This is a genomic window from Streptomyces ferrugineus (assembly GCF_015160855.1).
In the GTDB taxonomy this organism is placed as follows: Bacteria; Actinomycetota; Actinomycetes; order Streptomycetales; family Streptomycetaceae; genus Streptomyces; species Streptomyces ferrugineus.
The window spans coordinates 8,592,517-8,617,139 of the sequence record NZ_CP063373.1 but is presented as its reverse complement, the minus strand read 5'-3'; the positions used below and the strand labels follow the sequence as shown (position 1 = coordinate 8,617,139).

Here is a 24,623-nt window from a genome sequence, read left to right as displayed (position 1 = left end):
GACTCCCGACAGCTGCCTCGCCAGTCTCCACCTGCACGCCTCGATGATCTGGATCAAAGACCTCACCACGCGATTGAGGGCCCGTACGCACCCAGAAGGTGAGCACGGGCCCTCGTGCACGGCGACCGATGAAAAGGGGGGTGTCAGGCCGCCGGCTGGGAGTCCTTGGACAGGAGCGGCGTGGTGCTCGCGTCCGCCGCCTCCGGGTAGTGGCAGGCGGTCAGGTGGCCGGGCTTGTTGCCCTCGGCCTGGACCAGCGGCGGGGCCTCGGTCGCGCACTTCTCCGTCGCCTTCCAGCAGCGGGTGCGGAAGCGGCAGCCGGAGGGCGGGTTGATGGGCGAGGGGACGTCGCCCTGGAGGCGGATGCGCTCGCGGGCCGGGATCTCGTCCACCGTGGCCTCGGGCACGGCGGACAGCAGCGCCCGGGTGTACGGGTGGCGCGGGTTGCCGTACAGGTCGTCGCGGTCGGCGATCTCGACGATCTTGCCGAGGTACATGACCGCCACCCGCTGGGAGAAGTGCCGGACCACCGCGAGGTCGTGGGCGATGAAGACGAAGGCGATGCCGAGTTCCTGCTGGACCTTCTGGAGCAGGTTCACCACCTGCGCCTGGATGGAGACGTCGAGGGCCGAGACCGGCTCGTCGGCCACGATCAGCTTCGGCTCCAGGGCCAGCGCCCGTGCCACGCCGATACGTTGCCGCTGACCGCCCGAGAACTCGTGCGGGAAGCGGTTGAAGTGCTCGGGGTTCAGGCCCACGATCTCCAGCAGCTCACGGACGCGCTTCTCGCGGCCGCCCGCCGGGTTGATGTCGTTGATCTCCATCGGACCCGCGATGATCTTGCCGACCGTCTGACGCGGGTTCAGGGACGCGTAGGGGTCCTGGAAGATCATCTGGATCTCGGAGCGGATCGGCGCGAGCTGCTTGCGACCCGCGTGCGTGATGTCCTGACCGCGGTAGGAGATCTTGCCGCCCGTCGGTTCGAGCAGCCGGGTGATCAGCCGGCCCGTCGTCGACTTGCCGCAGCCCGACTCCCCCACCAGACCGAGGGACTCGCCCTCGGCCACCTGGAAGTCGAGACCGTCCACGGCCTGGACGGCGCCGACCGTGCGTTTGATCGGGAAGCCGCCCTTGATCGGGAAGTGCTTGGTCAGACCGCTGACGTCCAGGAGCGGTTGCGCGTTGCTCATGATGGTGAAGTCCCGTCTCGTGTACGTCAGTCAGTGCCGGGATCCGGCGAAGTCGGCGAAGAGGTCCGTGCGCTGCTCCAGCGGCAGGTGGCACGCGGAGCCGCGGCCGTCCACCACGTCCAGCGGCGGCCGCTCACCGGAGCACAGCCCGCCCGCGACCTTGTCGGTGAAGGCGCACCGCGGGTGGAAACGGCAGCCGGAGGGCGGGTTCAGCAGCGACGGCGGCGCACCGGGAATCGGCGACAGCGGCACGTCGACCGGGCCGTCCAGACTCGGCATGGAGCTGAGCAGGCCGAGGGTGTAGGGGTGCTGAGGGGTGCTCAGCACCTCCTTCTTGGTGCCCCGCTCCACGCACCGGCCGCCGTACATCACCAGCACGTCGTCCGCGATGTCGGCGATGACACCGAGGTCGTGGGTGATGAAGATGATCGCGGTGCCGAACTCCTGCTGGAGGTCCTTCAGCAGGTCCATGATCTGGGCCTGGACCGTCACGTCGAGCGCCGTCGTCGGCTCGTCGGCGATCAGCAGCTCGGGGTCGCAGACCAGCGCCATCGCGATCATCGCGCGCTGGCGCATACCGCCGGAGAACTGGTGCGGATAGTCGTCCACCCGCATGTCCGGCTGGGGGATCCCGACCCGCCGCAGCATCTCGATCGCCCGCGCCCGGGACTCCTTCTTGGAGGCGCCGGTGTGCTTGCGGTACGTCTCGCCGATCTGTGTGCCGACGGTGTGGTACGGCGACAGCGAGGCCAGCGCGTCCTGGAAGATCATGGACATCTTGTTGCCGCGCAGCCGCTCCATCTCGCGCTCGGAGGCGGTGAGCAGCTCCTTGCCGTCCAGCAGGATCTCGCCGTCGATGGTGGTGCGGTGGGGGTCGTGCAGGCCCAGGATCGTCAGGTTGGTGACGGACTTGCCGGACCCCGACTCACCCACGATGCCGAGCGTCTTGCCCTTGGCGAGGTCGAAGGAGAGCCCGTCGACGGCCTTGACGATGCCGTCCTCGGTGGAGAAGTGGACCTGAAGGTCCCTGACGGAGAGGAAGGGCTGCTGATCGGTGCTCGTCACGGGGACGCTCCTGAGGGGTGATGCGAGAGGTCGGGAGTGGGGCGGAGGTCAGGCGAGCCGGATCCGCGGGTCGATGAGGGCGTAGACGGCGTCGACGATGATGTTGAGGAACACGATCGCGCCGGCCGCGAGGAGGGTCACGCCGAGCAGCATCGGCAGGTCGCTCTGGTCCACCGACGCCACCGCGAGCCGTCCGATGCCCTGAAGGCTGAAGGTGGACTCGGTGATGATGGCACCGCCGATCAGCGTACCCAGGTCGATGCCGAACACCGTGACGATGGGGCCCATCGCACCGCGCCAGGCGAACCGGAAGAAGACGTTCGAGCGGGACAGGCCCTTGGCGCGGGCCGTGCGCACGTAGTCCTCGCTCAGTTGCTCGACCAGCTGGGAGCGGGTCATACGGGTGTAGTTGGCGGTGAAGATGATCGCCAGCACCAGCCAGGGCAACAGGAGGCCGGAGAACCAGGCGGCCGGGTTCTCGGTCAGGGGGGTGTACTGCGGCTGGTCCAGCCACCCGAGCTGCGCGACGAAGAAGAACATCGCGATGTAGCCGACGAAGTAGATCTGGAGCGAGGAGCCGAGCAGCGACGTCGAGCTGGCGAACTTGTCCAGGAACTGGCCCTGCTTGAGCGCCGCGAGCATGCCCGCGCCGATACCGAGGATCAGGAAGACGACGGCCGCGCCGAAGGCGAGCGACAGGGTCGTCGGCAGCCGGTCCATGATCGTGCCGAAGACGGGCTCGCGGTTGGCGAAGGAGTACCCGAAGCAGGGGGCGTTGCAGAACTCGTAGCCGGCGTAGTCCCGTCCGACGAAGATGCCGACGAGCCAGAGCCAGTACTGAACCGGGATCGGCTTGTCGATGCCCAGGTTCTCCCGGATCTGCGCGAGGTTCTCAGGCGTGCAGTTCTTGCCGCAGGACATCATCGCGGGGTCACGCGGCACGGCGTAGAAGAGCCAGAAGGTGATGGCACTGATGATCAGCAGGATGACCATCGCGCCGGTGACTCGGCGGACAAGGAAGCGGAACATGAGGCGTGACTTTCCGGACGGGGCGCCGTCGCCGGGAGGGAAGCAGAGGGGGTGGGCCGCAGGGGCGGCCATGTGGATGACCGCCCCCGGGGAAGTGCTGCGCGCTTACTTCATGGCGTAGAGCTTGCAGAGAGCGACGCAGGTGTTGCCGCTGTCCCAGACGACGTTGCCGACCTTGGAGCCGTACAGGTAGTTACGGATCTTGTGGTAGTCCGGGACGACCGCGGCCATCTCCAGGATCATCTTGTCGACGTTGCCCCAGGCCTTGTTGGCCTCCTCCACGTCCGGGATCTTGGCGGCGGCGTCGATCGCCTTGTTGACGCTCGGGTCGTTCAGCTGGGCGTAGTTGCTGCGGCCGTCGCCGATGTTCTTGCCGCTCCAGCAGGGGTAGAACTGCGAGTAGCCGTTCGGCCAGTCCGGGCTCCAGCCGGCGCCCATCAGGTCGAAGCCGTTGTCGAGCTTGCCGATCTGCGTGTAGAACGTCGACTTGTCGACCTGCTTGGTGACGACGTCGAAGCCGGCCTCCTCCAGGGCGTTCTTGACGGCGACGGCGACCTTCACCTGGGTGTCGGACTGCTGGAAGGCGATGACCAGCTTGTAGCCGAGCTTGCCGGCCTCCTTCAGCAGGGCCTTGGCCTTCGCGGGGTCGCCGCCCGGCTTCTTGGTGACGCCGTACAGGTCGAACTTGGTGTAGCCGGGGGTCACCGGGGCGATGATCGTGGTGGCGATCTCGGTGGTGGCGGGGCCACCGTTGATGGTCTGGACCTGCTGGTGCGGCCAGGCGTGGTTGATGGCCTGGCGGACCTTGAGGTCCTTGACGCGGGTCATGTTGATCGGCCAGTAGTAGGTGGCCGTGTCGACCGCGGTGAGGACGCGCTTCTTCAGCTCGGGCTTGGTGAGGACCTGGGCGATGCGCTCGGGCGCGATCTCGTTGAAGATCGGCACCGCGTACTGGTCGTTGCCCTTGTCCGCGATCCAGCGGTCCGTCGAGGCGACCAGCTCGTAGCCCATCTGGAAGACGTACTTGTCCGGGTAGGCGTTGCGGATCGAGTCCGTCTTCGGGTCCCAGTGCTCGTTGCGCACGTAGGTCATCGTCTTGCCGATGCTGCGGCTCTCGACCTTGTACGGACCGCACGAGAACGGGCGCTTGTCGTACTTCTCCTTGGTGTCCTGCTTCTTCGGCACCAGGGAGTAACCGCGCATCGCGAGCGTGTAGTTGAAGTCGACGCGGGGCTCGTTGAGACGGAAGGTGATGGTCTTGCCGTCGATCTCGATGGAGTCGAGGCTCTTGCCGTCGTACGGGCCCTTGTACTTGTCGCCGCCGACCATGAACTGCTGGACGTAGCGCGGACCCTCGGTGATGAAGTCGGCGAAGAGGCGCTCGAAGGTGTGGCGGACGTCGTCCATGGAGACGTCCGAGCCGTCCTCCCACTTCAGGCCGTCCTTCAGGGTGAAGGACCAGGTCTTGCCGCCGTCCTTCATCGTGCCGGCGTCCGTGGCGGCGTCGCCGACCAGGGTGGCGGCACCCTTGTCGTCCAGCTTGTAGCCGGTCAGGGCGCGCATGATCGGGACGGTGATGGCACCCTCGGTCGAGACGTAGATCTGCGCCGGGTCCATGTGGTCCATGTCGAACTGCTGGAGCGAGTAGATCGTCCCGCCCTTGACCGCGCCCTTGACCTCGGGGGCCGGGCCGGTCGAGTCCGCCTTGGTACCGACCGGGATCTCGGTCGTCTTGGAGCCGCTGACCTTGGGTGCCTCGTTGTTCCCGGAGCCGCCCTCGTTGCCGCTGCCGCAGGCGGTCAGCACCGAGGTCGACGCCGCGGCGACGCCGGTGGCGATGAGGAAGTTTCTACGGGAGAAGGACATGGCTTCCTGCCTTGGAAAGAGAGAGTGATGAGACGGATTCCGGCACCCCGGCTCCTTTGCCGTGGTCCTGAAGAGCCGGAGTCAGCGCTTTGACTTCGGGTCGAGCGCGTCACGCACAGAGTCACCGAGGAGGTTGAACGCGAGCACGAAGATCACCATGGACAGGCCCGGGAAGAGCATGAAGGTGAGGTCCTCGGTGTAGAACTGGGCCCCTCGCTGGATCATGACGCCCCAGTCCGGCGTCGGGTCGATCATGCCGACGCCGAGGAAGGCGAGACCCGCCTCCGCGGTCACAAAGGCCGGGAGCATCAGGGTGGACTGGATGATGATCGGAGTCCACAGGTTGGGCAGCAGCTCCTTGAAGACGATACGCCGCGGTGATGCGCCCGTGACCTTGGCCGCCTCGACGAACTCCCGCTCGCGCAGGCCGAGTACCTGGCCGCGCAGCAGACGGGCGATGGAGGCCCAGCCGAAGGCGGAGAGCACGATGATCAGGCCGGTGGCGCGCAGCCAGGTCGGGATGTCCTCGTCGGGCGCGATGAAGAGCCCGTACACGACCGGCATGAAGGCGATGAAGAAGAGGGTGGACGGGAACGACAGGAGGATGTCGATGATCCGGCCCACGAGATAGTCCGTCTTGCCGCCGAGGTAACCCGCGGTGACGCCGATGACCACACCGAGGAGGGTGGTGAGCAGCGTGGCGGCGACGGCGATGCCCAGCGATGTGCGGATCGCGTAGAGCAGGAAGGTGAAGACGTCACGGCCGAGCTGCGGCTCGATGCCGAACCAGAACTCGGAGCTCATACCGCCGTTGGGACCCGCCGGGTACGCGAAGGCGTTGAGCAGCTCCGGCCGCTGGCTGGCGTACGTGGTGTACGGATTCTTGCCGTACAGCTTGGCTATGAGCGGAGCGGCGATCGCGATGACGAAGAAGAAGATCACGACGTACGCCGATATGACGCCCGTGCGGTCCCGCTTGAAGCGGTTCCACGCCAGCCGACCGGGTGAGCGGCTCTCGTTGCCCTGAGGGGTGGAGGGCGAAGGCGACTTGACGCTCTCGTCGGTCGCCTCGAGCGGTGCAGCCGCGGATGGAGTTGGGGGGGTCATGGTGCTCCTGGCCCATGGGAGGGTCTGATGACTCCGCAGGGCAAGCTCCCCTACGGGCTACGCCGGACTTTTTCAACGCAATTCATTCAAGGTCAATAAATTCTCGCCCGACTTGGTTGTCTCTTTGCGTTCTTTACTCTGTCTTGACCATTCCGTAGCTACGCGGGTAGCGCAACGATATCGAGTCGTGCCTTGACTCGGACCAATTGGACCAATCGGGCAACGAGTTCGATATACGGATGCTCCAGCACCGAAATGTGTACATCCAGAGGTCGCAATCCAACGGTTCGGCATCGGATCGCGAAGATCCATTGCGTGATGTGTCGAAGATCCATGGGGCCATCCGGATGGTGTGTCGCCCCTTTGGCTGGAGTGCGTGTGCGCTATGCGCCTTTTGACTCGATATTGGCGCGTAAGGGATCCCTGTAACGGATCAGCGCCGGATAACGGATCAGGGCCAGAGGAGGCACCCCATGCGTGGAGCCACGCACGTCCGGTGGGCCGCATGCGCGATGGCGGTAGCGCTCGCGGCGACCGCCTGCGGAGGCGGGGGTGACGGCGCCGGCGCGGGCGGCGCGGTGCTGAGCGCCTCGTGGACCGATCCGCAGAACCCGCTGGAGCCGGCCAACACCAACGAGGTGCAGGGCGGCAAGGTGCTGAACATGATCTTCCGGGGACTGAAGCAGTACGACCCGAAGACCGGCGAGGCCGAGGACGTGCTCGCCGAGAAGATCGAGACCACCGACTCGCAGAACTACACCGTCACCGTCAAGGACGGCTGGACCTTCAGCAACGGCGAGAAGGTGACCGCCAAGTCCTTCGTGGACGCCTGGAACTACGGGGCGAGCCTGAAGAACAACCAGAAGAACGCCTACTTCTTCGGCTACATCGACGGCTACGACCAGGTCCACCCGGCCAAGGGCGAGCAGAGAGCCGAGACGATGTCCGGGCTGAAGGTCACCGGCGAGCGGACCTTCACCGTCCGGCTCAGCCAGAAGTTCTCCAGCTTCCCCGACACCCTCGGCTACAACGCCTTCGTCCCGCTGCCCCGCGCGTTCTTCGACGACCACGCCGCCTGGCTGGCCAAGCCCGTCGGCAACGGCCCCTACACCGTTCAGTCGTACACCAAGGGCTCCGAGATGCGGCTGGCGAGGTGGGACGCCTACCCGGGCGAGGACGCGGCCCGCAACGACGGCGTCACCCTCAAGGTCTACACCGACAACAACACGGCCTACACCGACCTCATGGCCGGCAACCTCGACCTCGTCGACGACGTACCGGCCCAGCAGTTGAAGAACGTCCGGGCCGACCTCGGTGACCGGTATCTGAACACCCCGGCCGGCATCATCCAGACGCTGGCGTTCCCCTTCTACGACAAGAAGTGGAACAGGCCGGGCTCCGACAAGGTCCGCAAGGGGCTGTCCCGGGCGATCGACCGTGAGCAGATCACCGAGACCATCTTCCAGAAGACCCGCACCCCGGCCACCGACTGGACCTCTCCCGTCCTCGGCGCCGAGGGCGGCTACCGGGAGGGGCTGTGCGGTCAGTGGTGCGACTACGACCCCGCCGCCGCGCGGAAGCTGATCGAGGAGGGCGGCGGGCTGCCCGGCGGCCAGGTCAAGATCACGTACAACGCGGACACCGGCTCCCACAAGCTGTGGGTGGACGCCGTCTGCAACTCCATCAACAACGCCCTGGACAACGACCGGGCCTGCGTGGGCAACCCGATCGGCACCTTCGCCGACTTCCGCTCCAAGTCCACCACCCAGAAGCTCTCCGGCCCCTTCCGGGCGGGCTGGCAGATGGACTACCCGCTGCCGCAGAACTTCCTCCAGCCGCTCTACTACACGAATGCCTCCTCCAACGACGGCAAGTGGTCCAACGAGGAGTTCGACAGGCTCGTCGACCAGGCGAACGCCGAGACCGACGTCGCCAAGGCCGTCGAGACCTTCCAGGAGGCCGAGAAGGTCGTCCGGGACCATATGGCCGCCATCCCCCTCTGGTACCAGAACGGCAGCGCCGGCTGGTCCGAGCGGCTGTCGAACGTGGCCCTCAACCCGTTCAGCGTCCCGGTCTACGAGCAGATCAAGGTCGGCTGAGCCCGCCATGGGGCAGTACGTCGTCCGGCGCCTGCTGCAGATGGTCCCGGTGTTCATCGGGGCCACCCTGCTGATCTTCCTCATGGTCAACGTGATGGGCGACCCCGTCGCCGGCCTGTGCGGCGACCGGCAGTGCGACCCGGCGACGGCGGCCCGGCTGCGCAAGGAGTTCGGCCTCGACCAGCCCGTGTGGCAGCAGTACCTGACCTACATGGGGAACGTCTTCACCGGGGACTTCGGTACGGCGTTCAACGGCCAGGAGGTCACCGAGCTGATGTCGACGGCCTTCCCGGTCACCATCCGGCTCACGATCGTGGCGATCGTCTTCGAGATCCTCATCGGGATCACGCTGGGCGTCCTCACCGGACTGCGCCGCGGCCGCCCCGTGGACACCGGCGTCCTCCTCACCACCCTCGTCGTGATCTCCGTCCCCACCTTCGTCACCGGACTGCTGCTGCAGCTCCTGCTCGGCGTCGAATGGGGGTGGATCAGACCGTCCGTGTCCCCGGCGGCCCCCTTCGGCGAGCTGATCGTCCCGGGCCTCGTCCTCGCCTCGGTCTCCCTCGCGTACGTCACCCGTCTGACCCGCACCTCCATCGCGGAGAACCGGCGCTCCGACTACGTCCGCACGGCCATCGCCAAGGGCCTGCCCAGACGCCGGGTCATCACCCGGCACCTGCTGCGCAACTCCCTCATCCCCGTCGTCACCTTCATCGGCGCCGACATCGGCTTCCTCATGGGCGGCGCGATCGTCACCGAGCGGATCTTCAACATCCATGGCGTCGGCTTCCAGCTCTACCAGGGCATCCTGCGCCAGAACACCCAGACCGTGGTCGGCTTCGTGACGGTCCTGGTCCTCGTCTTCCTGCTGTGCAACCTGGTCGTCGACCTCCTGTACGCCGTACTCGACCCGAGGATCCGCTATGCCTGACCAGCCGTTCCCGCCCGAGGGGACGATCCCGGGGGCCGGCCCGGTCGGCACGGGCGTCGCCGCGAGCGAGGTGGCGGCGCCGGAGCAGCGTCCGCCCGCCGCGCCCGAGAGCCCTCGGAGCGCGGGCCCGGCCGACGACTCGACCGCCGCCCCCGAACGGGCCCGCAGCCTGTGGTCCGACGCCTGGCGGGACCTGCGCCGCAACCCGGTCTTCATCGTCTCGTCCCTGATCATCCTCTTTCTGCTCGTGATCGCCCTCTGGCCCTCGGCGATCGCCTCCGGCAACCCCCTCAAGTGCGACCTCGCCAAGGCCCAGCAGGGCGCCGGACCCGGCCATCCCTTCGGCTACGACGGACAGGGCTGCGACGTCTACACCCGCACCGTCCACGGCGCCCGTACGTCCGTCACCGTCGGCGTGTGCGCCACACTCGGGGTCGCGGTGCTCGGCTCGGTGCTGGGCGCGCTGGCCGGCTTCTTCGGGGGCCTGTGGGACTCGCTGCTGTCCCGGATCACCGACGTCTTCTTCGCGATCCCGGTCGTCCTGGGCGGCCTGGTCCTGCTGTCGGTGGTGACGAGCAACAGCGTCTGGCCGGTCGTCGGCTTCATCGTGCTGCTCGGCTGGCCCCAGATCTCCCGCATCGCCCGCGGCGCGGTCATCACCGCCAAACAGCACGACTACGTCCAGGCCGCCCGAGCCCTGGGCGCCTCCCACTCCCGTCTCCTGCTCCGCCACATCGCCCCGAACGCGGTGGCCCCCGTGATCGTGGTGGCGACCATCGCGCTGGGCACGTACATCGCCCTGGAGGCGACGCTGTCGTACCTCGGCGTGGGCCTGAAACCCCCGAGCGTCTCCTGGGGCATCGACATCTCGGCGGCCTCCCCCTACGTCCGCAACGCCCCCCACGCCCTCCTGTGGCCGTCCGGCGCCCTGGCCGTCACCGTCCTGGCCTTCATCATGCTCGGCGACGCGGTGCGCGACGCCCTGGACCCGAAGCTGAGGTGAGGGGAGTCATGGGGCCGGCGGTGCGGGGTGTGAGGGGCGGTTCCGCGGCCCGAACGGTGGTCCCAGGGCCTATTCGAGGTCCCGCCTGCCCCGCGACGCCATGCACGCACTCTCGCCGCACCGGGCGCCGCGGGGCCGGCCCTTCGGGCGGACGACGGACCGATCCGGAATTGAGGTGAGCCGCCGCATGCTGCTCGAAGTGCGGGATCTGCACGTGGAGTTCCGGACCCGGGACGGCGTTGCCAAGGCCGTCAACGGCGTCGACTACGGCGTGGCCGCGGGGGAGACGCTCGCCGTGCTCGGGGAGTCCGGGTCCGGGAAGTCGGTGACCGCGCAGGCCGTGATGGGGATTCTCGATCAGCCGCCGGGGCGGATCACCGGCGGCGAGATCCTCTTCCAGGGGCGGGACCTGCTGCGGCTCAAGGAGGAGGAGCGGCGCAGGGTCCGCGGCGCCGAGATGGCGATGATCTTCCAGGACGCGCTGTCGTCGCTCAACCCCGTGCTCTCCGTGGGCGAGCAGCTCGGCGAGATGTTCGTCGTGCACCGGGGGATGTCGAGGAAGGACGCGCGCGCCAAGGCCGTGGAACTGATGGACCGCGTGCGCATCCCGGCCGCCGAGGAGCGCGTCAGGCAGTACCCCCACCAGTTCTCCGGCGGCATGCGCCAGCGCATCATGATCGCGATGGCCCTCGCCCTCGAACCGGCGCTCGTCATCGCCGACGAGCCGACCACCGCACTCGATGTCACCGTCCAGGCCCAGGTGATGGACCTGCTCGCCGAGCTGCAGCGCGAGTACCGGATGGGCCTCGTCCTGATCACCCACGACCTCGGCGTGGTCGCGGACGTCGCCGACCGGATCGCGGTGATGTACGCGGGCCGGATCGTGGAGTCGGCGCCGGTCCACGACATCTACAAGGCACCCGCCCACCCGTACACCCGGGGCCTGCTCGACTCCATCCCCCGGCTGGACCAGAAGGGGCAGGAGCTCTACGCCATCGAGGGCCTGCCCCCCAACCTCATGGACATCCCGCCCGGCTGCGCCTTCCACCCCCGCTGCCCCCTGGCCCAGGACCTGTGCCGCACCGACGAACCCCCGCTGTACGAGGTCACCGGCACGGACACCAACCGGCGCAGCGCCTGCCACTTCTGGAGGGAGTGCCTGCATGGCTGACATGCCTGAGCCGATTCTCGAAGTGCGCGGACTCGTCAAGCACTACCCGCTCACCCAGGGCGTCCTCTTCAAGAGACAGATCGGCTCCGTGAAGGCCGTGGACGGCGTCGACTTCACCCTCCACCGCGGCGAGACCCTCGGCGTCGTCGGCGAGTCCGGCTGCGGCAAGTCGACGGTCGCCAAGATGCTGGTCAACCTGGAACGCCCGACGGCCGGCTCCATCAGGTACAAGGGCGAGGACATCACCAGACTGTCCGGCCGCGCCCTGAAGGCCGTACGCCGCAACATCCAGATGGTCTTCCAGGACCCGTACACCTCCCTCAACCCCCGGATGACGGTGGGCGACATCATCGGGGAGCCGTACGACATCCACCCCGAGGTCGCCCCGAAGGGCGACCGGCGCCGCCGGGTGCGCGAGCTGCTGGACGTGGTCGGCCTCAACCCCGAGTACATCAACCGCTATCCGCACCAGTTCTCCGGCGGCCAACGCCAGCGCATCGGCATCGCACGGGGGTTGGCGCTGCGCCCCGAGGTCATCGTCGCCGACGAACCCGTCTCCGCACTCGACGTCTCCGTCCAGGCCCAGGTCATCAACCTGATGGACCGCCTGCAGAACGAGTTCGGCCTCTCCTACGTCTTCATCGCCCACGACCTGTCCATCGTCCGGCACATCTCCGACCGGGTCGGGGTGATGTACCTCGGCCGGATCGTGGAGATCGGCGGGGACGCCGAGATCTACGACCACCCCACGCACCCCTACACCCAGGCGCTGCTCTCCGCGGTCCCCGTCCCCGACCCGGAGGCCCGCGAACACCGCGAGCGCATCATCCTGGCGGGAGACGTCCCGTCCCCGACGAACGTCCCCTCCGGCTGCCGCTTCCGCACCCGCTGCTGGAAGGCCGAGGAGCGCTGCGCGCGGGAGGTGCCGCCGCTCGCGGTGCCGGCGGTGTTCCGGGGGCCGGGCGGGCCGGCGGCGCACGACTCGGCGTGTCACTTCGCGCAGGAGAGGCCGGTGGTTGCCGTGGAGGCGGAGGCATAGCCGTACAAACGCACACCAACTGCGTTAACACACAGGCAACTCAGCCGACCCGATCCCGATATACGGACACGCCAGGCTGAACAGCGTACGGCCGTGCGGGTGCCGTAAACGGACCGGGGTGCGCCATGTCACCCCGGTCCGTTGCTGTCTAGGCCGGCCCCAGCGACCGCTTGAGGAAGTCGAGCTGGAGCAGCAGCAGGTTCTCCGCGACCTCCTCCTGTGGGGTCATGTGGGTCACCCCGGACAGCGGCAGCACCTCGTGCGGGCGTCCGGCGGCGAGCAGGGCCGAGGACAGCCGCAGGGAGTGGGCGACGACCACGTTGTCGTCCGCCAGCCCGTGGACGATCATCATCGGGCGGTGCGGCTCGGCCGGGTCCACCAGGCCCGCGTCGTCGATCAGCGAGTTGCGCCGGTAGACCTCCGGCTGCTGCGCGGGGTGCCCGACGTAGCGCTCCTGATAGTGGGTGTCGTACAGCCGCAGATCGGTGACGGGGGCGCCGACCACGGCCGCGTGGAAGACGTCCGGACGGCGCAGCACCGCGAGCCCCGCCAGATAGCCGCCGAAGGACCAGCCGCGGATCGCGACGCGGGTCAGATCCAGCGGGAACCGCTCGGCCAGCGCCCGCAGGGCATCGACCTGGTCCTGCACCACGACCGCCGCGATGTCGTCCTTGATCGCCTTCTCCCAGGCCGGCGACCGTCCCGGCGTGCCCCGCCCGTCCGCGACGACCACCGCGAACCCCTGGTCGGCGAACCACTGCGAGGTGAGGAAGGCGTTGTGCGCGGCGACCACCCGGGAGCTGTGCGGTCCCCCGTAGGGATCCAGCAAAACCGGGAGCGGGGTGTCACCGGCGTAGTCCCGAGGCATAAGCACGGCGCACGGGATGCGGCGTGCGCCCCCCTCGGTGAGGGTCACGCGCGGGGTCAGACCAGGATCTTCGGCGCAGGAACGGACGATCGCCATCGGCTTCCCGTCGCGCAGCACCTGGACCTGAGCCCCGGGCCGGTCAAGGGCGTGGGACACCAGCACCGTCACGCTCCCGGAGCGCACCGCCGAGTGCACCCCGGGCTCCTGTGACACCCGCTCCACGCCCAGCTCGTTCACCCGGTACACATGCACTTCGCCGATCTCCGCAGCGGCCGCGGCCTCGCCCGCCGACGCCGAGACCAGCACGTCGTCGTCGGAGACGTCCAGCACCGCGCGGACATGCAACTGCGGTCCCGTCAGCGGACGTTCGCCCACCGTGAGCACCCGCGCGCCGCCCTCGTCGGCGATGCGCACGAGGTTCCCCGAAGGGCTCCAGCAGGGCACCCCAGGGAAAAGATCCAGCCATTGTGGATCTTCGTCGGCGTGCACCATCCGGGTCGCCCCGGTCGCCGGATCCACCGCCAGGAACAGCTGGCTGCGCTGGTCGCGCGCCTGTACGAGCAGCAGCGGCGCACCCGCCGCTGACCAGTGCACTCGCGCCAGATACGGGTACCGCGCCCGGTCCCAGGAGACCTCCGTGCGCGCCCCGTCGAGCCCGATCACGAACAGCCGTACGTCCGCGTTCGCCGTTCCCGCCGCCGGATACGGCACCCGCCGCGGCTCGCGCTCAGGGCGCGCCGGATCGGAGATCCACCACCGGCTCACCGGCGTGTCGTCCGCGCGCGCCACCAGCAGCCGGTCCGACTCCGGACTCCACCAAAAGCCCCGGTGGCGCCCCATCTCCTCGGCCGCGATGAACTCGGCCAGTCCGTACGTCACCCCGTCCGACTCCGGTTCGGCGAGCGCACGGTCGCCGTCGCCCTCGGCGCCCACCACCCGCAGGGCGCCCCGCGCGACGTACGCGATGCGCCGTCCGTCGGGGGAGGGGCGCGGGTCGATCACCGGCCCGGGGACCGGGAGTTCACGTGCCGTGCCGGCCCGCAGCTCGGCCGTGAAAAGCCGCCCTGACAAGGCAAAAGACGCCAACTCGACGGCCGTGTCGGTGGCGTGGGCGACGATGCCGGCGCCGGCCTCGCGGCTGCGCTCGCGCCGCGCGCGCTCCTCGGGCGAGAGGTCCTCCGAGGTGCCGCCCAGCAGGGCGCGCGGGTCGGCGGCCACGCGCTCCTCACCGCCCTCCGGGTCGAGCACCCACAGCGAACTCGCCGGGTCGGTGCCCGAGGCGGAGCGCAGGAACGCGACACGGGAACCGTCGGGCGCAACCGCGAACGCGCGCGGCGCGCCGAAGGTGAACCTCTGGGTGCGGGCGTGCCGTCGGGGGAAGGAGACAGGCTCGGTCGTCATACCCCGACCATATTGGCCAGTGCGCCCCCTTGTGCGGCTGTGCGCCGATCGATGCGCACGTACGGATAGTTATGATCACTAGCGCATAGTGGGTATGAACCTGCTGGCTGCTGCATGGATTTATCTGCCCCCACAGTCCAACCCCCGCGCCCGGGATTCTTGGAGGTGAGCCGCCGTGGCACTCTCGATTTCGGCGGTGGTGCTGCTGGCGATCGTCGTCTTCCTGCTGATCAAGAAATCAGGACTGAAGGCCGGTCATGCGGTGGTCTGCATGCTGCTCGGCTTCTACCTGGCGTCCTCGACCGTCGCGCCCACCATCAGTGAGCTGACGACGAACATCGCGGGCATGATCGGCAGCATCAAGTTCTGAGCTTCCTGGTCTCCTCGTAGGGTGGAGGCCATGACGGAACAGCCCGCTCGGCGTCTCCTCCTGGTGCACGCGCATCCGGACGACGAGTCGATCAACAACGGCGCGACCATGGCCAAGTACGCGGCCGAGGGCGCCCGGGTGACCCTGGTCACCTGCACCCTCGGCGAGCACGGCGAGGTCATCCCCCCGCAGCTCCGGCACCTGACCGGCGCCGCCCTCGGCGCACACCGGCTGGCCGAGCTCACCGCCGCGATGCGCGAGCTCGGCGTCGAGGACTTCCGTCTCCTCGGCGGCAAGGGCCGCTACGAGGACTCCGGGATGATGGGCATCGCCGACAACGACGACCCCGCGTCCCTGTGGCAGGCGGACGTCGACGACGCGGCCCGCGCTCTCGTCGAGGTGATCCTGGAGGTGCGCCCCCAGGTCCTGGTCACCTACGACCCCGACGGCGGATACGGCCACCCGGACCACATCCAGACCCACCGCATCGCCATGCGCGCGGCCGAGCTGGCCGCCGGCGCCGGGTGGGAGATCCCCAAGATCTACTGGAACCGTGTCCCGCGCACGGTCGCCGAGCAGGCCTTCGCCCGGCTCCAGGTGGATCTGCCCGCACTGCCCTTCGGCAAGGCCGCCACCGTCGCCGACGTGCCGGGCGTCGTCGAGGACGAGCGGATCACCACCGTGATCGACGGCACCGCGCACGGCGCCGCCAAGGCCGCCGCGATGCGCGCGCACGCCACCCAGATCGACGTGGCCGAGCCGTACTTCGCGCTCTCCAACGAACTCGCGCAGCCCCTCTTCACCACCGAGTACTACGAGTTGGCGCACGGGGAGCCGGCCGCGCGACCGGAGTCCGACCTGTTCGCCGGTCTCGCCCCCCAGGAGGCGTCATGAGCTCGATGCTCGCCCAGCCGCTGAAGCTGAAGCGGCCCTCCGCCCTGCGCGTCCTCGCCTACATCGGTCTCTTCGTGCTCGGCGCGGTGGTCGGCGTGGCCGGTGCGCTGGTGCAGCCGGCGTGGTTCCCGGGCGGGCTGCTGCTCGCGCTCGCCGGCGAGGCCGGGCTGCTGCTGGGCGCCGGACGGGCGGCGGGCAGTCGGGCCGGAGCCGTCGCGCCGGCCGGCGGCTGGATGATCTCCGTCGTCCTGCTCACCGCCAGCCGTCCGGAGGGCGACTTCGTCTTCGGCACGGGAGCCGCCTCCTATCTCTTCCTGCTCGGTGGCATGGCGGTTGCTGTGATCTGTGCCACCCTCGCGCCACTGCGGCAACCGGGTGGCGACGGCGTCCGACTTGGCAAGTGACGTACCACTTCTCCACGCCGCACTCGTGCGAGTCCCGTGTGGGTTTCCCAGGCGGTCGTGGGATACGGGCCAGAAGTGGCCAGTATGGTGGTGCGCGCCGCCGAGCCGCCCCCAGCAATGAGGTCGAAACGGGCGGTGGAGCCAACCGGGAGAACCTGCCTTGAGTCGTGAAACTGACACTCCGTCCTCCGGGCCCAACGGGCGCGGCGGAGCCGCATACCCCTCGGGCACGCCGCCGTACGGGACCCCCATGGCTTCCGACAGCGGTGTGGACGCGGGCCGTTCGAGCTCGCAGCCGGAGGAACGCAAGACCGAGACCACGCTGACCACCCGGATCCGGATCAACATCCCCGGATCGCGGCCCATTCCGCCGGTCGTCGTGCGCAAGCCCGTCGCCGAGGCGGAGAGCACCGGCGAGAGCGCGGAGGCCGAGGCCCCGGCGCCGTCCGGCGTCACCTCCACGGCCACGGGCAGCGTCGAGCCCCCGGCCGAGCCCACAGGGCAGGCCGGGGAGAAGACCAGCGACTGGTTCGCCCCGCGCAAGTCCTCGGCGGGCAAGGGCGGTCAGGGCGGCGGTGCCACCAACGGGGCCGGTCTGCCCGGCGGTTCGGGTGCCGGCGCGGGTGCCAACGGCGCGGGTGCGCCCGGTGGCGCGCGTCCGGGCGCCGGCGCCGGGCGGCCCGGCGGGGTCGTCGGCTCCATGAACGTGCCCGGCGCGTCCCGTCCCGACGGCGGCTCCCGTCCGGGCGGCGCGAACGGCGCGGGCCTCCCCGGCGCGACCGGCGGGCCCGTGGCCCCGGGGCACGGCGGCGGCACCGGCTCCTTCGACGTCACCGAGGCACTGGCGGCCGGCCCGCTGGGCGGCGGCAACGGCCCACGCCCCGGCGGCGAGGCGCGCCGCGACGACCTGCCGTACTTCGCGGAGAACGGGAACGGCGGCCCGAGCGGCCAGCACGGCCAGCACGGCCAGGGCGGCCAGGGCGGCCCGAAGGGTCCGGGCGGCTACGGCGCCCAGGGCGGCCCGGGCGGATTCGACCCGTCCGCCGACTTCAGCGCCCCGGGCGACTTCGGCGGCTCCAGCGACTTCAACGGCCCGAACGGCCATGGCGGCCGGGGCGGCGCACAGGGTCCCGCCGGCCCGACGACCGGTCCGGTCACCGGCGACGGCCCGGCGGTGCCGCCGGTCGCGGGCGGCGGCCCCGGCCGCCCCGGCGGTGCGCGCGGGCCGGGTGGCCCGGGTGCGCCGGGCGGCCCCGGTGGCCCGGGTGCGCCCGGCGGGTCCGGTGTGCCCGGCATCAACGTCGGCCCGGCGCAGTCCGGCCGGCCGAGCGGTCCCGGCAACGGCCCGACCGGCCCCGCGGGCCCGGGTGCCCCCGGCAACGGCCCGAACGGGCCCATGGGCCCCGGCGGTCCCGGCGGTCCCGGCGGCCCCGGCTCCGCGTTCCAGACCCCGGGCCACGGCCCCGGCGGTGGCATGAGCGACGACACCGCGATCCTCACGCCGCAGAAGCCGGCCCCCGAGCCCGGCAACCCGAACTACGGCGGCGTCGCCGACAACGTCTCCGGCCACACCGTCACCAGCGGCATCCCGGTGGTGCCCGCCGGTGCCCAGAGCGGCCCCTTCGGGCCGGGCGGCAGCGAGACGTCCGGTCCGCACACGCCCCCGAACCTGCCCGAGGCGTCCACGTCGAACGCCTCGTCCTCCCGCGCGCCCAAGAAGAAGGGCCGCAACAAGCTGGCGCTGGTCGGCGGCGGCGTGATCGTCCTCGCGGGCGGCCTCTACGGCGCCGGCCTGCTGATGAACCACACCGACGTGCCCAAGGGCACCACCGTGCTCGGCGTCGACATCGGCGGCGGCACCCGCGACGACGCCGTCCAGAAGCTCAACGACGCCTTCGACGAGCGGGTCACCAAGCCGCTGAAGCTGTCGGTGGGCGGCAGCACCGTGTCGCTGGAGCCGGACAAGGCGGGGCTCCAGTTCGACATGCAGCAGACCGTCAGCACGGCCGCGACCAGCGACTACAACCCGATCTCGGTCATCGGCTCGCTGTTCGGCCAGGAGCGGGTCGTCGACCCGGTCATGCCCACCGACGAGGAGAAGCTGCACGCCGCCCTGGAGGACGCCTCCGGCGGCTCCGGCTCGGTGACCGACGGCACGATCAAGTTCGAGTCCGGCAAGGCCGTCGCCGTCTACGGCAAGGCGGGCAAGGGCATCGACGTCGCCAAGTCCACCGAGGCGGTCGAGGAGGCGTACCGCACCCAGGTGGAGACCGGCGCGACCGACCCGGTGACCGTGCCGACCACGACTCAGCAGCCGACGGTCTCGAACGCCGAGGTCGACCGGTTCATGAAGGAGTTCGCCCAGCCGGCGATGTCGGCCCCCGTGACGGTTCAGGCGGACGGGGTGAGCCCCGTCCCCATGAGCCCCGAGAAGTCCCTGTGGAAGTTCCTCAAGGTCAAGGCGGTCAACGGCAAGCTCATCGACGCCCCCGACCTGGCCGCGCTGAAGGAGCTCTACGGCGGCGCCTTCGACGGCGTGCTCATCACCCGCGCCAACGGCAAGAAGACGGCCGTCACACCGCAGGACGTCTACGTCGCCCTGCGTGAGGCCCTGAAGAGCAGGACCAACCGCACGGCGGTCATCGACACCAACCCGAGCTAGCGGTTCGTCAGGCACGACGAGAGGGGGCACCCGGCGGGACCGGGTGCCCCCTCGGCCCTGTCTGAGGCCCGTCCGACGGGCGGTCGGCCATGACATCTGTCATCCGGCGATCAGGATCACCGACACTGCCGGGACCCCGGCCCGCGCGGTCACCCTGGAACGCATGACAGCGACAGTGGTCGACTTCGACCAAGTGAGCAAGAACTACGGGAGCGTGCGGGCCGTCGACGGGCTGACGCTCGCGCTGCACCCGGGGGAGACCGTGGCCCTGCTGGGCCCGAACGGGGCGGGCAAGTCCACCACGCTCGATCTGCTGCTCGGCCTCAAGCGGCCCGACGGCGGCAAGGTCGCGATCCTCGGCACCGACCCGCGCGAGGCCATCGTCGCCGGACGGGTCGGCGCCATGCTGCAGAGCGGCGGCCTGATGGACGAGGTCACCGTCGCCGAACTGGTCCGGCTCGCCCGCGATCTGCACCCGAGGCCCTACGCGGTCACCGACGTCCTCGCCCGCGCCGGCATCTCCCAGCTCGCCGACCGCAAGGTCGACAAGCTCTCCGGCGGTCAGGCCCAGCGCGTCCGATTCGCCCTCGCCACCGCCGGCGACAGCGATCTGATCGTCCTGGACGAGCCGACCACCGGCATGGACGTCAGCACCCGCCAGGCCTTCTGGGCCACCATGCGCGAACAGGCCGACCAGGGCCGCACCGTCCTGTTCGCCACGCACTACCTGGAGGAGGCCGACGCCATCGCCGACCGTGTGCTCGTCCTGCACCGGGGCCGGCTGCTGGCCGACGGCACGGCGGCCGAGATCAAGGCGAAGGCGGGGGTCCGGAGGATCTCCTTCGATCTGTACGACGACCGGATCGACGAGCCGACCCTGCGCGGCCTGCCCTCCCTGAGCGGCCTGCACATCTCGGGACGGACCGTCCGCATCCAGTCCTCCGACGCCGACGCCACCGTCCACGCCCTCTACGGCCTCGGCCTCCACCCCCGCAACCTGGAGGTCGCCGGGCTCGGCCTGGAGCAGGCGTTCGTCGCCATCACCGAGGCCGAGGAGGCCCGTACCCCGTGAACAGCCTGATCAAGCTCGAGATCACCCGCGCCCTGCGCAACCGCAAGTTCCTCTTCTTCTCGGTGCTCTACCCCTCGCTGCTGTTCCTGCTCATCGCGGGCGGCGCCGACGGCACCGCGAAGGTCGACGGGACGGGGCTGACCCTCCCGGCCTACATGATGGTCTCGATGGCCTCCTTCGGCGCCCTGACCGCCGTCCTGATGGGCAACAGCGAGCGCATCGCCAAGGAGCGCGAGGGCGGCTGGGTACGGCAGCTGCGGCTGACGGCGCTGCCCGGGCGCGGGTACGTGCTCGCGAAGACGGCCGGCTCGGCCGTGGTGAGCCTGCCGTCGATCGCCGTCGTGTTCGTCGTCGCGGCGATCGTGAAGGACGTACGCCTGGCCGCCTGGCAGTGGCTCGCGCTGACCGGCGCGATCTGGGCCGGGAGTCTGGTCTTCGCCGCGCTCGGTGTCGCGATCGGCTATCTCGCGAACGGGGACGCGGTCCGGCCGATCACGATGATCACCTACTTCGGGCTGTCCATCCTGGGCGGCCTGTGGATGCCGACGACGAGCTTCCCGACGTGGCTCCAGGACATCGCCAGGTGGGTGCCCACGCACGCGTACGCTGCCCTGGGACAGGCGATCGAGCAGAGCCAGGCCCCCCATGCCCAGGACGTCGCCGTACTCGTCGTCTTCTTCGCCCTGTTCACCGGCGGCGCGGCCTGGCTGTACCGGAAGGACACGCTGAAGGCGTGAGCACGATGACGCAGGCCCCGCGGCCCGACGAGGAAGCCCGGGCGGACCGGCTGGTGCGGATCGGCCGGCCGCCCCGCAGTCGGGGCGAGGCGGTGCGCAAGCTGGTGTGGGTCCTGCCGTGGCTGGTCTTCCTCGCCTCCCCGGTGGACGATCTGGCCTCCGGGGAGCACACGACCGGGGCGACGGCGGCCGGCTGGGCGGGCCTGGTGTCCTTCGTCGGGATCTACCTGGCCGTCGTCTTCCGCACGATGGGCCGGCCCTTCCGCGGCGGGACCGTCGCCGCCGCGGTCGCCGTGCAGTGGATCCTCGCGGTCGCCCTGGCCCTCGGCTTCGGCAGCTCCTGGCTCGGCCTGTTCGTGTACGTCTCCGTCATGTGCGGAGTGACCTTCCCGCTGCGGGTCGCCTACTGGACGATCCCGCTGACCACCGCCGCCATGATGCTGGCGGGCTGGCACGCCCACGACCTGGAGGCGGCCTGGGGCCTGTTCCTGGTGGTGCCCCTGGTCGGCTACTCCATGACCGGCATCCGGCAGCTCGTGGCCACCACCGTCGAGCTGCGCAAGGCGCGCGCCACCGTCGCCCAACTGGCCGCCAACGAGGAGCGGTTGCGCCTCGCCCGCGATCTGCACGACCTGCTGGGGCACTCACTGTCGCTGATCACGCTGAAGAGCGAGCTGGCCGGCCGTATGCTCCCCGGCCACCCCGACAAGGCGGCCCAGCAGGTCGCCGACATCGAACAGGTCAGCCGCCAGGCCCTGGTGGACGTCCGGGAGGCGGTCACCGGCTACCGGCGCCCCCGGCTCGCCGCCGAACTCGCGGGCGCCCAGGTGGCCCTGACCGCCGCCTCGGTCACCGCCGAGGTCCCGGCTGACCCCGACCTCACCGGCGTACCCGAGGACGGCGAGGCGGCCCTGGCCTGGGCGCTGCGCGAGGCGATCACCAACGTCGTACGGCACAGCGGCGCGAACGCCTGCACGGTCGAGCTGCTGCGCCGCCAGACCCTGGACGGGCCGCTGCTGGAGCTCACCGTCGAGGACAACGGCTCGGGCGGCTCCGGCGCGGGCCCCGGCAACGGCCTCACCGGCCTCACCGAGCGCCTGGAGAAGGCCGGCGGCACGCTGGAGGCGGGCCGGGTCAGACGCGGCTTCCGGCTGGTGGCCCGGGTCCCCGTGCCCGGTGACCGACCCGTAGGATCCGGCTCATGAGCCGCACGATCAAGGTCCTCCTCGCCGAGGACCAGTCGATGGTCCGCGAGGCCCTGGCCGCCCTGCTGGGCCTGGAGGACGACATCGAGGTCGTCGCCCAGGTCGCGCGCGGCGACGAGGTGACGGCGGCGGCCCGTGAGCACGGCGTCGACGTGGCCCTGCTGGACATCGAGATGCCGGGCATGACGGGCATCGAGGCGGCGGCCCGGGTCCGCCGGGAGCTCCCGCACGTCAAGCTGGTCGTCCTCACCACCTTCGGCCGACCCGGCTATCTGCGCAGCGCGATGGAGTCCGGCGCCGACGCCTTCCTGGTCAAGGACGCCCCGGCGGCCCAACTGGCCGAGGCGGTGCGCAAGGTGCTGGCGGGGGAGCGGGTCATCGACCCGACCCTGGCGGCAGCGGCGCTGGCGGAGGGCGCCAACCCGCTGACGGACCGCGAGCGAGAGGTCCTGCGGGCGGCGGAGGACGGCTCGACCAACGCCGAGCTGGCGGCGGCCCTGCACCTGTCCCAGGGCACGGTCCGCAACTACCTGTCGACGGCGATCCAGAAGCTGGCGGTACGGAACCGGGCGGAGGCGGTGCGGATCGCGCGGGAGAAGGGCTGGCTGTGACGACAACCGTCAGTTGAGCATCGCCCGCGCGCCCTGTGCCTGCTGCCGAATCCGGTCCGCGGCCGACTCGTCCACCGCCCCCACCACCTCCGCGTACGCCTCCAGCTCGGCCGCCCCCCGCAGGAAGTCCCCCCGCTGCACGAGCAACTGCGCCCGCTCGAACCGCAGCCGAGCCGGATGCGACGGCAGCGACAACGACAACTCCACCGCCCACAGGGCCACATCCGTGCGCTCGGGCCGAGCGGCGGCCCACGCCCGGACGTTGTTGAGAATCCGCAGCACCACGTCCAACGGGTCCGCCGGCGTCAGCATCGACGGATGCAGCGCCGCCCCGGTGGCCCCCGCCACCAGCAACTCCGCATCGCTCCCGGTCAACACCCGCCCCCCGTCGAACGGATCGGCGAGCACCTGGTCCCCGGCCGGCCCGAACCCCACCACGAAGTGCCCCGGCAACGCGACCCCGTACACCGGGGCCCCCGCCCGCCGAGCGACCTCCATCCACACCACCGACAACAGGATCGGCAGCCCCCTGCGCCGCACCAGCACCTGATGCAGCAACGACGACTCCAGCCGCTGGTAGTCCGCGGCGGAGCCCCGGAACCCGTACCGCTCCCCGAGCAGCTCCCGCAGCGCGACCGCCCACGCCCGCGGCCCGCCGGGCCGGTACGGCAGCTGCCCCGCCAGCGCGTCCAGCTCCACCTGCGCGGAATCCATCCCGGTCTCGTCCAGCGCGCCGTCGGCCTCCGCTCCCACCAGCAGGCACAGCATGGACAGATCAGGCCGCTCGGACCGCGCCTCTTCGGCGAACCGCCGCCGCAGCTCGGCGGAGCGCTCGGGGGTCGGGGGGTACAGGGGACGCATAGCTGGCTCGTGCCCTTTCACGGCGATCGGTACCACTGCTCACGGAGATCGATAGTGGTGGTACGCGTGATGCGCGGTGAACCCCATCCCGGCGTACATCTCCCGCGCGCCCACATTGTCCGTCTCGACCTGCAGCCACGCCGCCGACGCCCCCTCGTCGAGCGCCCGCCGGGCCAGCGCGGCCATCACCCGGGTGGCCAGCCCCTGCCGCCGCAGCGCCGGATCCACCTCCACGGCGGCGAACCCGGCCCACCGCCCGTCCACGACACACCGCCCGATCGCGGCGGGCGGCTCACCCGCCGCACCGGGAACCGTCGCGAACCACACCGACGGCCCGCTCGACAGCACCTTCAGGGCCACCTCGCTCACCCCCTTGCGCTGATACCGCGTAAGCCAAGCCTCGTCCGCCTCCCGGGCCAGCACCACCCCGCCGCCCTCGTCGCGGTCCGCGATCGGCGCCAGCGCCCCGATCCACATCCCGGCCGACACCTCCCGCACCCACCCCAGCCGCTCCAGCTCCGCGCACAGCAGCTCCTGCGTGCCCTCGGCCCCGGTCGCGGTCTGGACGTACGCGGGAAGCCCACGGTCGCCGTACCAGCGCCGTACGGCATCGAGCGCGTCTTCCAGCGGCAGCCCGGGGTCGCCGAGCGGCAGCACCGAGTTGGCCCGCCGGGTGAATCCGGACGCGGCCCGCAGCTCCCACTCGCCGAGCCGTTCGCTCTCCACCGGCCGCCACGCGCGCGTGGCGACGTGCGCGAGTTCCTCGTACGAGGCTGAGGGCCCCCGGCGCCGGGCCGGGGCGGCGGGAACGACCTTGCCCGCGACCAGGGAGGCTTCCGGGATGCGGACGGTCTCGCCGCTCTTCCGTGTGATCAGCAGCACACCGTCGTTCCATGATGCGAGAACACCCACCGTGTCGGTGAATTTCTCACCCGGCGCTCCAGGATCGCTCAAGCGCCGTACCGAGACCCGTTTACCCACGTCAGCAGCGGTGATACGGACCTCAAGGCGCCCGGTGGCAGAGATTTCCACAGGTCA

General features: G+C 70.3%; 21 protein-coding genes. 13 read left to right on the top strand and 8 right to left on the bottom strand.

The annotated features are described in order from the left end of the window. Positions 1-143 precede the first annotated feature (143 nt). From IM697_RS38300 to IM697_RS38280, 5 genes are all read right to left on the bottom strand, one after another. Positions 144-1,190, bottom strand: a complete 1,047-nt coding sequence (locus tag IM697_RS38300; RefSeq protein WP_194041183.1) for an ABC transporter ATP-binding protein — start codon at positions 1,188-1,190, stop codon at positions 144-146. A gap of 30 nt (positions 1,191-1,220) precedes the next feature. Further along, the gene (locus IM697_RS38295; RefSeq protein ID WP_194041181.1) at positions 1,221-2,255 is read right to left on the bottom strand and encodes an ABC transporter ATP-binding protein; all 1,035 of its coding nucleotides are present in this window, start codon (positions 2,253-2,255) and stop codon (positions 1,221-1,223) included. 48 nt (positions 2,256-2,303) lie between these two features. Further along, positions 2,304-3,284, bottom strand: a complete 981-nt coding sequence (locus tag IM697_RS38290) for an ABC transporter permease (protein ID WP_194041179.1) — start codon at positions 3,282-3,284, stop codon at positions 2,304-2,306. A 105-nt stretch (positions 3,285-3,389) separates the two neighbouring features. Further along, on the bottom strand, positions 3,390-5,150 hold the full coding sequence (locus IM697_RS38285) for an ABC transporter substrate-binding protein (protein ID WP_194041177.1): 1,761 nt from the start codon (positions 5,148-5,150) through the stop codon (positions 3,390-3,392). An 81-nt stretch (positions 5,151-5,231) separates the two neighbouring features. Continuing rightward, positions 5,232-6,257, bottom strand: coding sequence for an ABC transporter permease (locus IM697_RS38280; RefSeq protein WP_194041175.1), 1,026 nt, complete (start codon positions 6,255-6,257; stop codon positions 5,232-5,234). Positions 6,258-6,730: 473 nt separating this feature from the next. Between IM697_RS38280 and IM697_RS38275 the strand changes: the two genes are divergently transcribed. From IM697_RS38275 to IM697_RS38255, 5 genes are all read left to right on the top strand, one after another. Further along, positions 6,731-8,356, top strand: coding sequence for a peptide ABC transporter substrate-binding protein (locus IM697_RS38275; RefSeq protein WP_194041173.1), 1,626 nt, complete (start codon positions 6,731-6,733; stop codon positions 8,354-8,356). A 7-nt stretch (positions 8,357-8,363) separates the two neighbouring features. Continuing rightward, positions 8,364-9,287 (top strand): ABC transporter permease, encoded by a 924-nt coding sequence (locus IM697_RS38270; protein ID WP_194041171.1) that lies wholly within the window; start codon positions 8,364-8,366, stop codon positions 9,285-9,287. Beyond that, positions 9,280-10,290 carry an ABC transporter permease gene (locus tag IM697_RS38265; RefSeq protein WP_194041169.1) on the top strand — a complete coding sequence of 337 codons (1,011 nt, stop codon included), beginning with the start codon at positions 9,280-9,282 and terminating at the stop codon, positions 10,288-10,290. The genes IM697_RS38270 and IM697_RS38265 overlap by 8 nt, the downstream gene beginning before the upstream one ends. Before the next feature lie 187 nt (positions 10,291-10,477). Further along, positions 10,478-11,461 (top strand): ABC transporter ATP-binding protein, encoded by a 984-nt coding sequence (locus IM697_RS38260; RefSeq protein ID WP_194041167.1) that lies wholly within the window; start codon positions 10,478-10,480, stop codon positions 11,459-11,461. Next, complete coding sequence (locus tag IM697_RS38255) at positions 11,454-12,500, top strand: ABC transporter ATP-binding protein (protein WP_194041165.1); 1,047 nt, start codon at positions 11,454-11,456, stop codon at positions 12,498-12,500. The genes IM697_RS38260 and IM697_RS38255 overlap by 8 nt, the downstream gene beginning before the upstream one ends. Before the next feature lie 148 nt (positions 12,501-12,648). Here IM697_RS38255 and IM697_RS38250 read toward each other — a convergent pair whose 3' ends face one another. Further along, positions 12,649-14,769 carry a S9 family peptidase gene (locus IM697_RS38250; protein WP_194041163.1) on the bottom strand — a complete coding sequence of 707 codons (2,121 nt, stop codon included), beginning with the start codon at positions 14,767-14,769 and terminating at the stop codon, positions 12,649-12,651. A 175-nt stretch (positions 14,770-14,944) separates the two neighbouring features. On the opposite strand from IM697_RS38250, the gene IM697_RS38245 reads away from it, so the two are divergent. The 8 genes from IM697_RS38245 to IM697_RS38210 all read left to right on the top strand — a co-directional run bounded on the left by IM697_RS38245 (position 14,945) and on the right by IM697_RS38210 (position 22,724). Beyond that, the gene (locus IM697_RS38245) at positions 14,945-15,139 is read left to right on the top strand and encodes a hypothetical protein (RefSeq protein WP_194041161.1); all 195 of its coding nucleotides are present in this window, start codon (positions 14,945-14,947) and stop codon (positions 15,137-15,139) included. Positions 15,140-15,169: 30 nt separating this feature from the next. Then, entirely contained in the window at positions 15,170-16,033 is an 864-nt protein-coding gene (mshB, locus tag IM697_RS38240) for an N-acetyl-1-D-myo-inositol-2-amino-2-deoxy-alpha-D-glucopyranoside deacetylase (protein WP_194041159.1), read from the top strand. Beyond that, positions 16,030-16,437: a DUF6113 family protein gene (locus IM697_RS38235; RefSeq protein WP_194041157.1), complete on the top strand. Its 408-nt coding sequence runs from the start codon at positions 16,030-16,032 to the stop codon at positions 16,435-16,437. Before mshB ends, IM697_RS38235 begins: the two co-directional genes overlap by 4 nt. A gap of 160 nt (positions 16,438-16,597) precedes the next feature. Continuing rightward, the gene (locus tag IM697_RS38230; RefSeq protein WP_194041155.1) at positions 16,598-19,099 is read left to right on the top strand and encodes a hypothetical protein; all 2,502 of its coding nucleotides are present in this window, start codon (positions 16,598-16,600) and stop codon (positions 19,097-19,099) included. A 163-nt stretch (positions 19,100-19,262) separates the two neighbouring features. After that, the gene (locus tag IM697_RS38225; RefSeq protein ID WP_194041153.1) at positions 19,263-20,171 is read left to right on the top strand and encodes an ABC transporter ATP-binding protein; all 909 of its coding nucleotides are present in this window, start codon (positions 19,263-19,265) and stop codon (positions 20,169-20,171) included. Beyond that, positions 20,168-20,908 carry an ABC transporter permease gene (locus IM697_RS38220; RefSeq protein WP_194041151.1) on the top strand — a complete coding sequence of 247 codons (741 nt, stop codon included), beginning with the start codon at positions 20,168-20,170 and terminating at the stop codon, positions 20,906-20,908. Before IM697_RS38225 ends, IM697_RS38220 begins: the two co-directional genes overlap by 4 nt. 5 nt (positions 20,909-20,913) lie before the next feature. Continuing rightward, entirely contained in the window at positions 20,914-22,113 is a 1,200-nt protein-coding gene (locus tag IM697_RS38215) for a sensor histidine kinase (protein WP_194050046.1), read from the top strand. After that, positions 22,110-22,724, top strand: a complete 615-nt coding sequence (locus IM697_RS38210; protein ID WP_194041149.1) for a response regulator transcription factor — start codon at positions 22,110-22,112, stop codon at positions 22,722-22,724. Before IM697_RS38215 ends, IM697_RS38210 begins: the two co-directional genes overlap by 4 nt. A 9-nt stretch (positions 22,725-22,733) precedes the next feature. On the opposite strand, the gene IM697_RS38205 is transcribed toward IM697_RS38210, so the two are convergent. Both IM697_RS38205 and IM697_RS38200 read right to left on the bottom strand, forming a co-directional pair. Continuing rightward, entirely contained in the window at positions 22,734-23,585 is an 852-nt protein-coding gene (locus IM697_RS38205; protein WP_194041147.1) for a transglutaminase family protein, read from the bottom strand. A gap of 39 nt (positions 23,586-23,624) precedes the next feature. Then, positions 23,625-24,617, bottom strand: coding sequence for a GNAT family N-acetyltransferase (locus IM697_RS38200; RefSeq protein ID WP_194041145.1), 993 nt, complete (start codon positions 24,615-24,617; stop codon positions 23,625-23,627). Between the last annotated feature and the right edge of the window lie 6 nt (positions 24,618-24,623).

Excerpts from the sequence above, each read along its gene's own strand:
- IM697_RS38300 (WP_194041183.1), bottom strand. The coding sequence starts at position 1,190 with ATGAGCAACGCGCAACCGCTCCTGGACGTCAGCGGTCTGACCAAGCAC.
- IM697_RS38290 (WP_194041179.1), bottom strand. The coding sequence starts at position 3,284 with ATGTTCCGCTTCCTTGTCCGCCGAGTCACCGGCGCGATGGTCATCCTG.
- IM697_RS38285 (WP_194041177.1), bottom strand. The coding sequence starts at position 5,150 with ATGTCCTTCTCCCGTAGAAACTTCCTCATCGCCACCGGCGTCGCCGCG.
- IM697_RS38280 (WP_194041175.1), bottom strand. The coding sequence starts at position 6,257 with ATGACCCCCCCAACTCCATCCGCGGCTGCACCGCTCGAGGCGACCGAC.
- IM697_RS38275 (WP_194041173.1), top strand. The coding sequence starts at position 6,731 with ATGCGTGGAGCCACGCACGTCCGGTGGGCCGCATGCGCGATGGCGGTA.
- IM697_RS38270 (WP_194041171.1), top strand. The coding sequence starts at position 8,364 with ATGGGGCAGTACGTCGTCCGGCGCCTGCTGCAGATGGTCCCGGTGTTC.
- IM697_RS38265 (WP_194041169.1), top strand. The coding sequence starts at position 9,280 with ATGCCTGACCAGCCGTTCCCGCCCGAGGGGACGATCCCGGGGGCCGGC.
- IM697_RS38260 (WP_194041167.1), top strand. The coding sequence starts at position 10,478 with ATGCTGCTCGAAGTGCGGGATCTGCACGTGGAGTTCCGGACCCGGGAC.
- IM697_RS38255 (WP_194041165.1), top strand. The coding sequence starts at position 11,454 with ATGGCTGACATGCCTGAGCCGATTCTCGAAGTGCGCGGACTCGTCAAG.
- IM697_RS38250 (WP_194041163.1), bottom strand. The coding sequence starts at position 14,769 with ATGACGACCGAGCCTGTCTCCTTCCCCCGACGGCACGCCCGCACCCAG.
- mshB (WP_194041159.1), top strand. The coding sequence starts at position 15,170 with ATGACGGAACAGCCCGCTCGGCGTCTCCTCCTGGTGCACGCGCATCCG.
- IM697_RS38235 (WP_194041157.1), top strand. The coding sequence starts at position 16,030 with ATGAGCTCGATGCTCGCCCAGCCGCTGAAGCTGAAGCGGCCCTCCGCC.
- IM697_RS38225 (WP_194041153.1), top strand. The coding sequence starts at position 19,263 with ATGACAGCGACAGTGGTCGACTTCGACCAAGTGAGCAAGAACTACGGG.
- IM697_RS38215 (WP_194050046.1), top strand. The coding sequence starts at position 20,914 with ATGACGCAGGCCCCGCGGCCCGACGAGGAAGCCCGGGCGGACCGGCTG.
- IM697_RS38210 (WP_194041149.1), top strand. The coding sequence starts at position 22,110 with ATGAGCCGCACGATCAAGGTCCTCCTCGCCGAGGACCAGTCGATGGTC.
- IM697_RS38205 (WP_194041147.1), bottom strand. The coding sequence starts at position 23,585 with ATGCGTCCCCTGTACCCCCCGACCCCCGAGCGCTCCGCCGAGCTGCGG.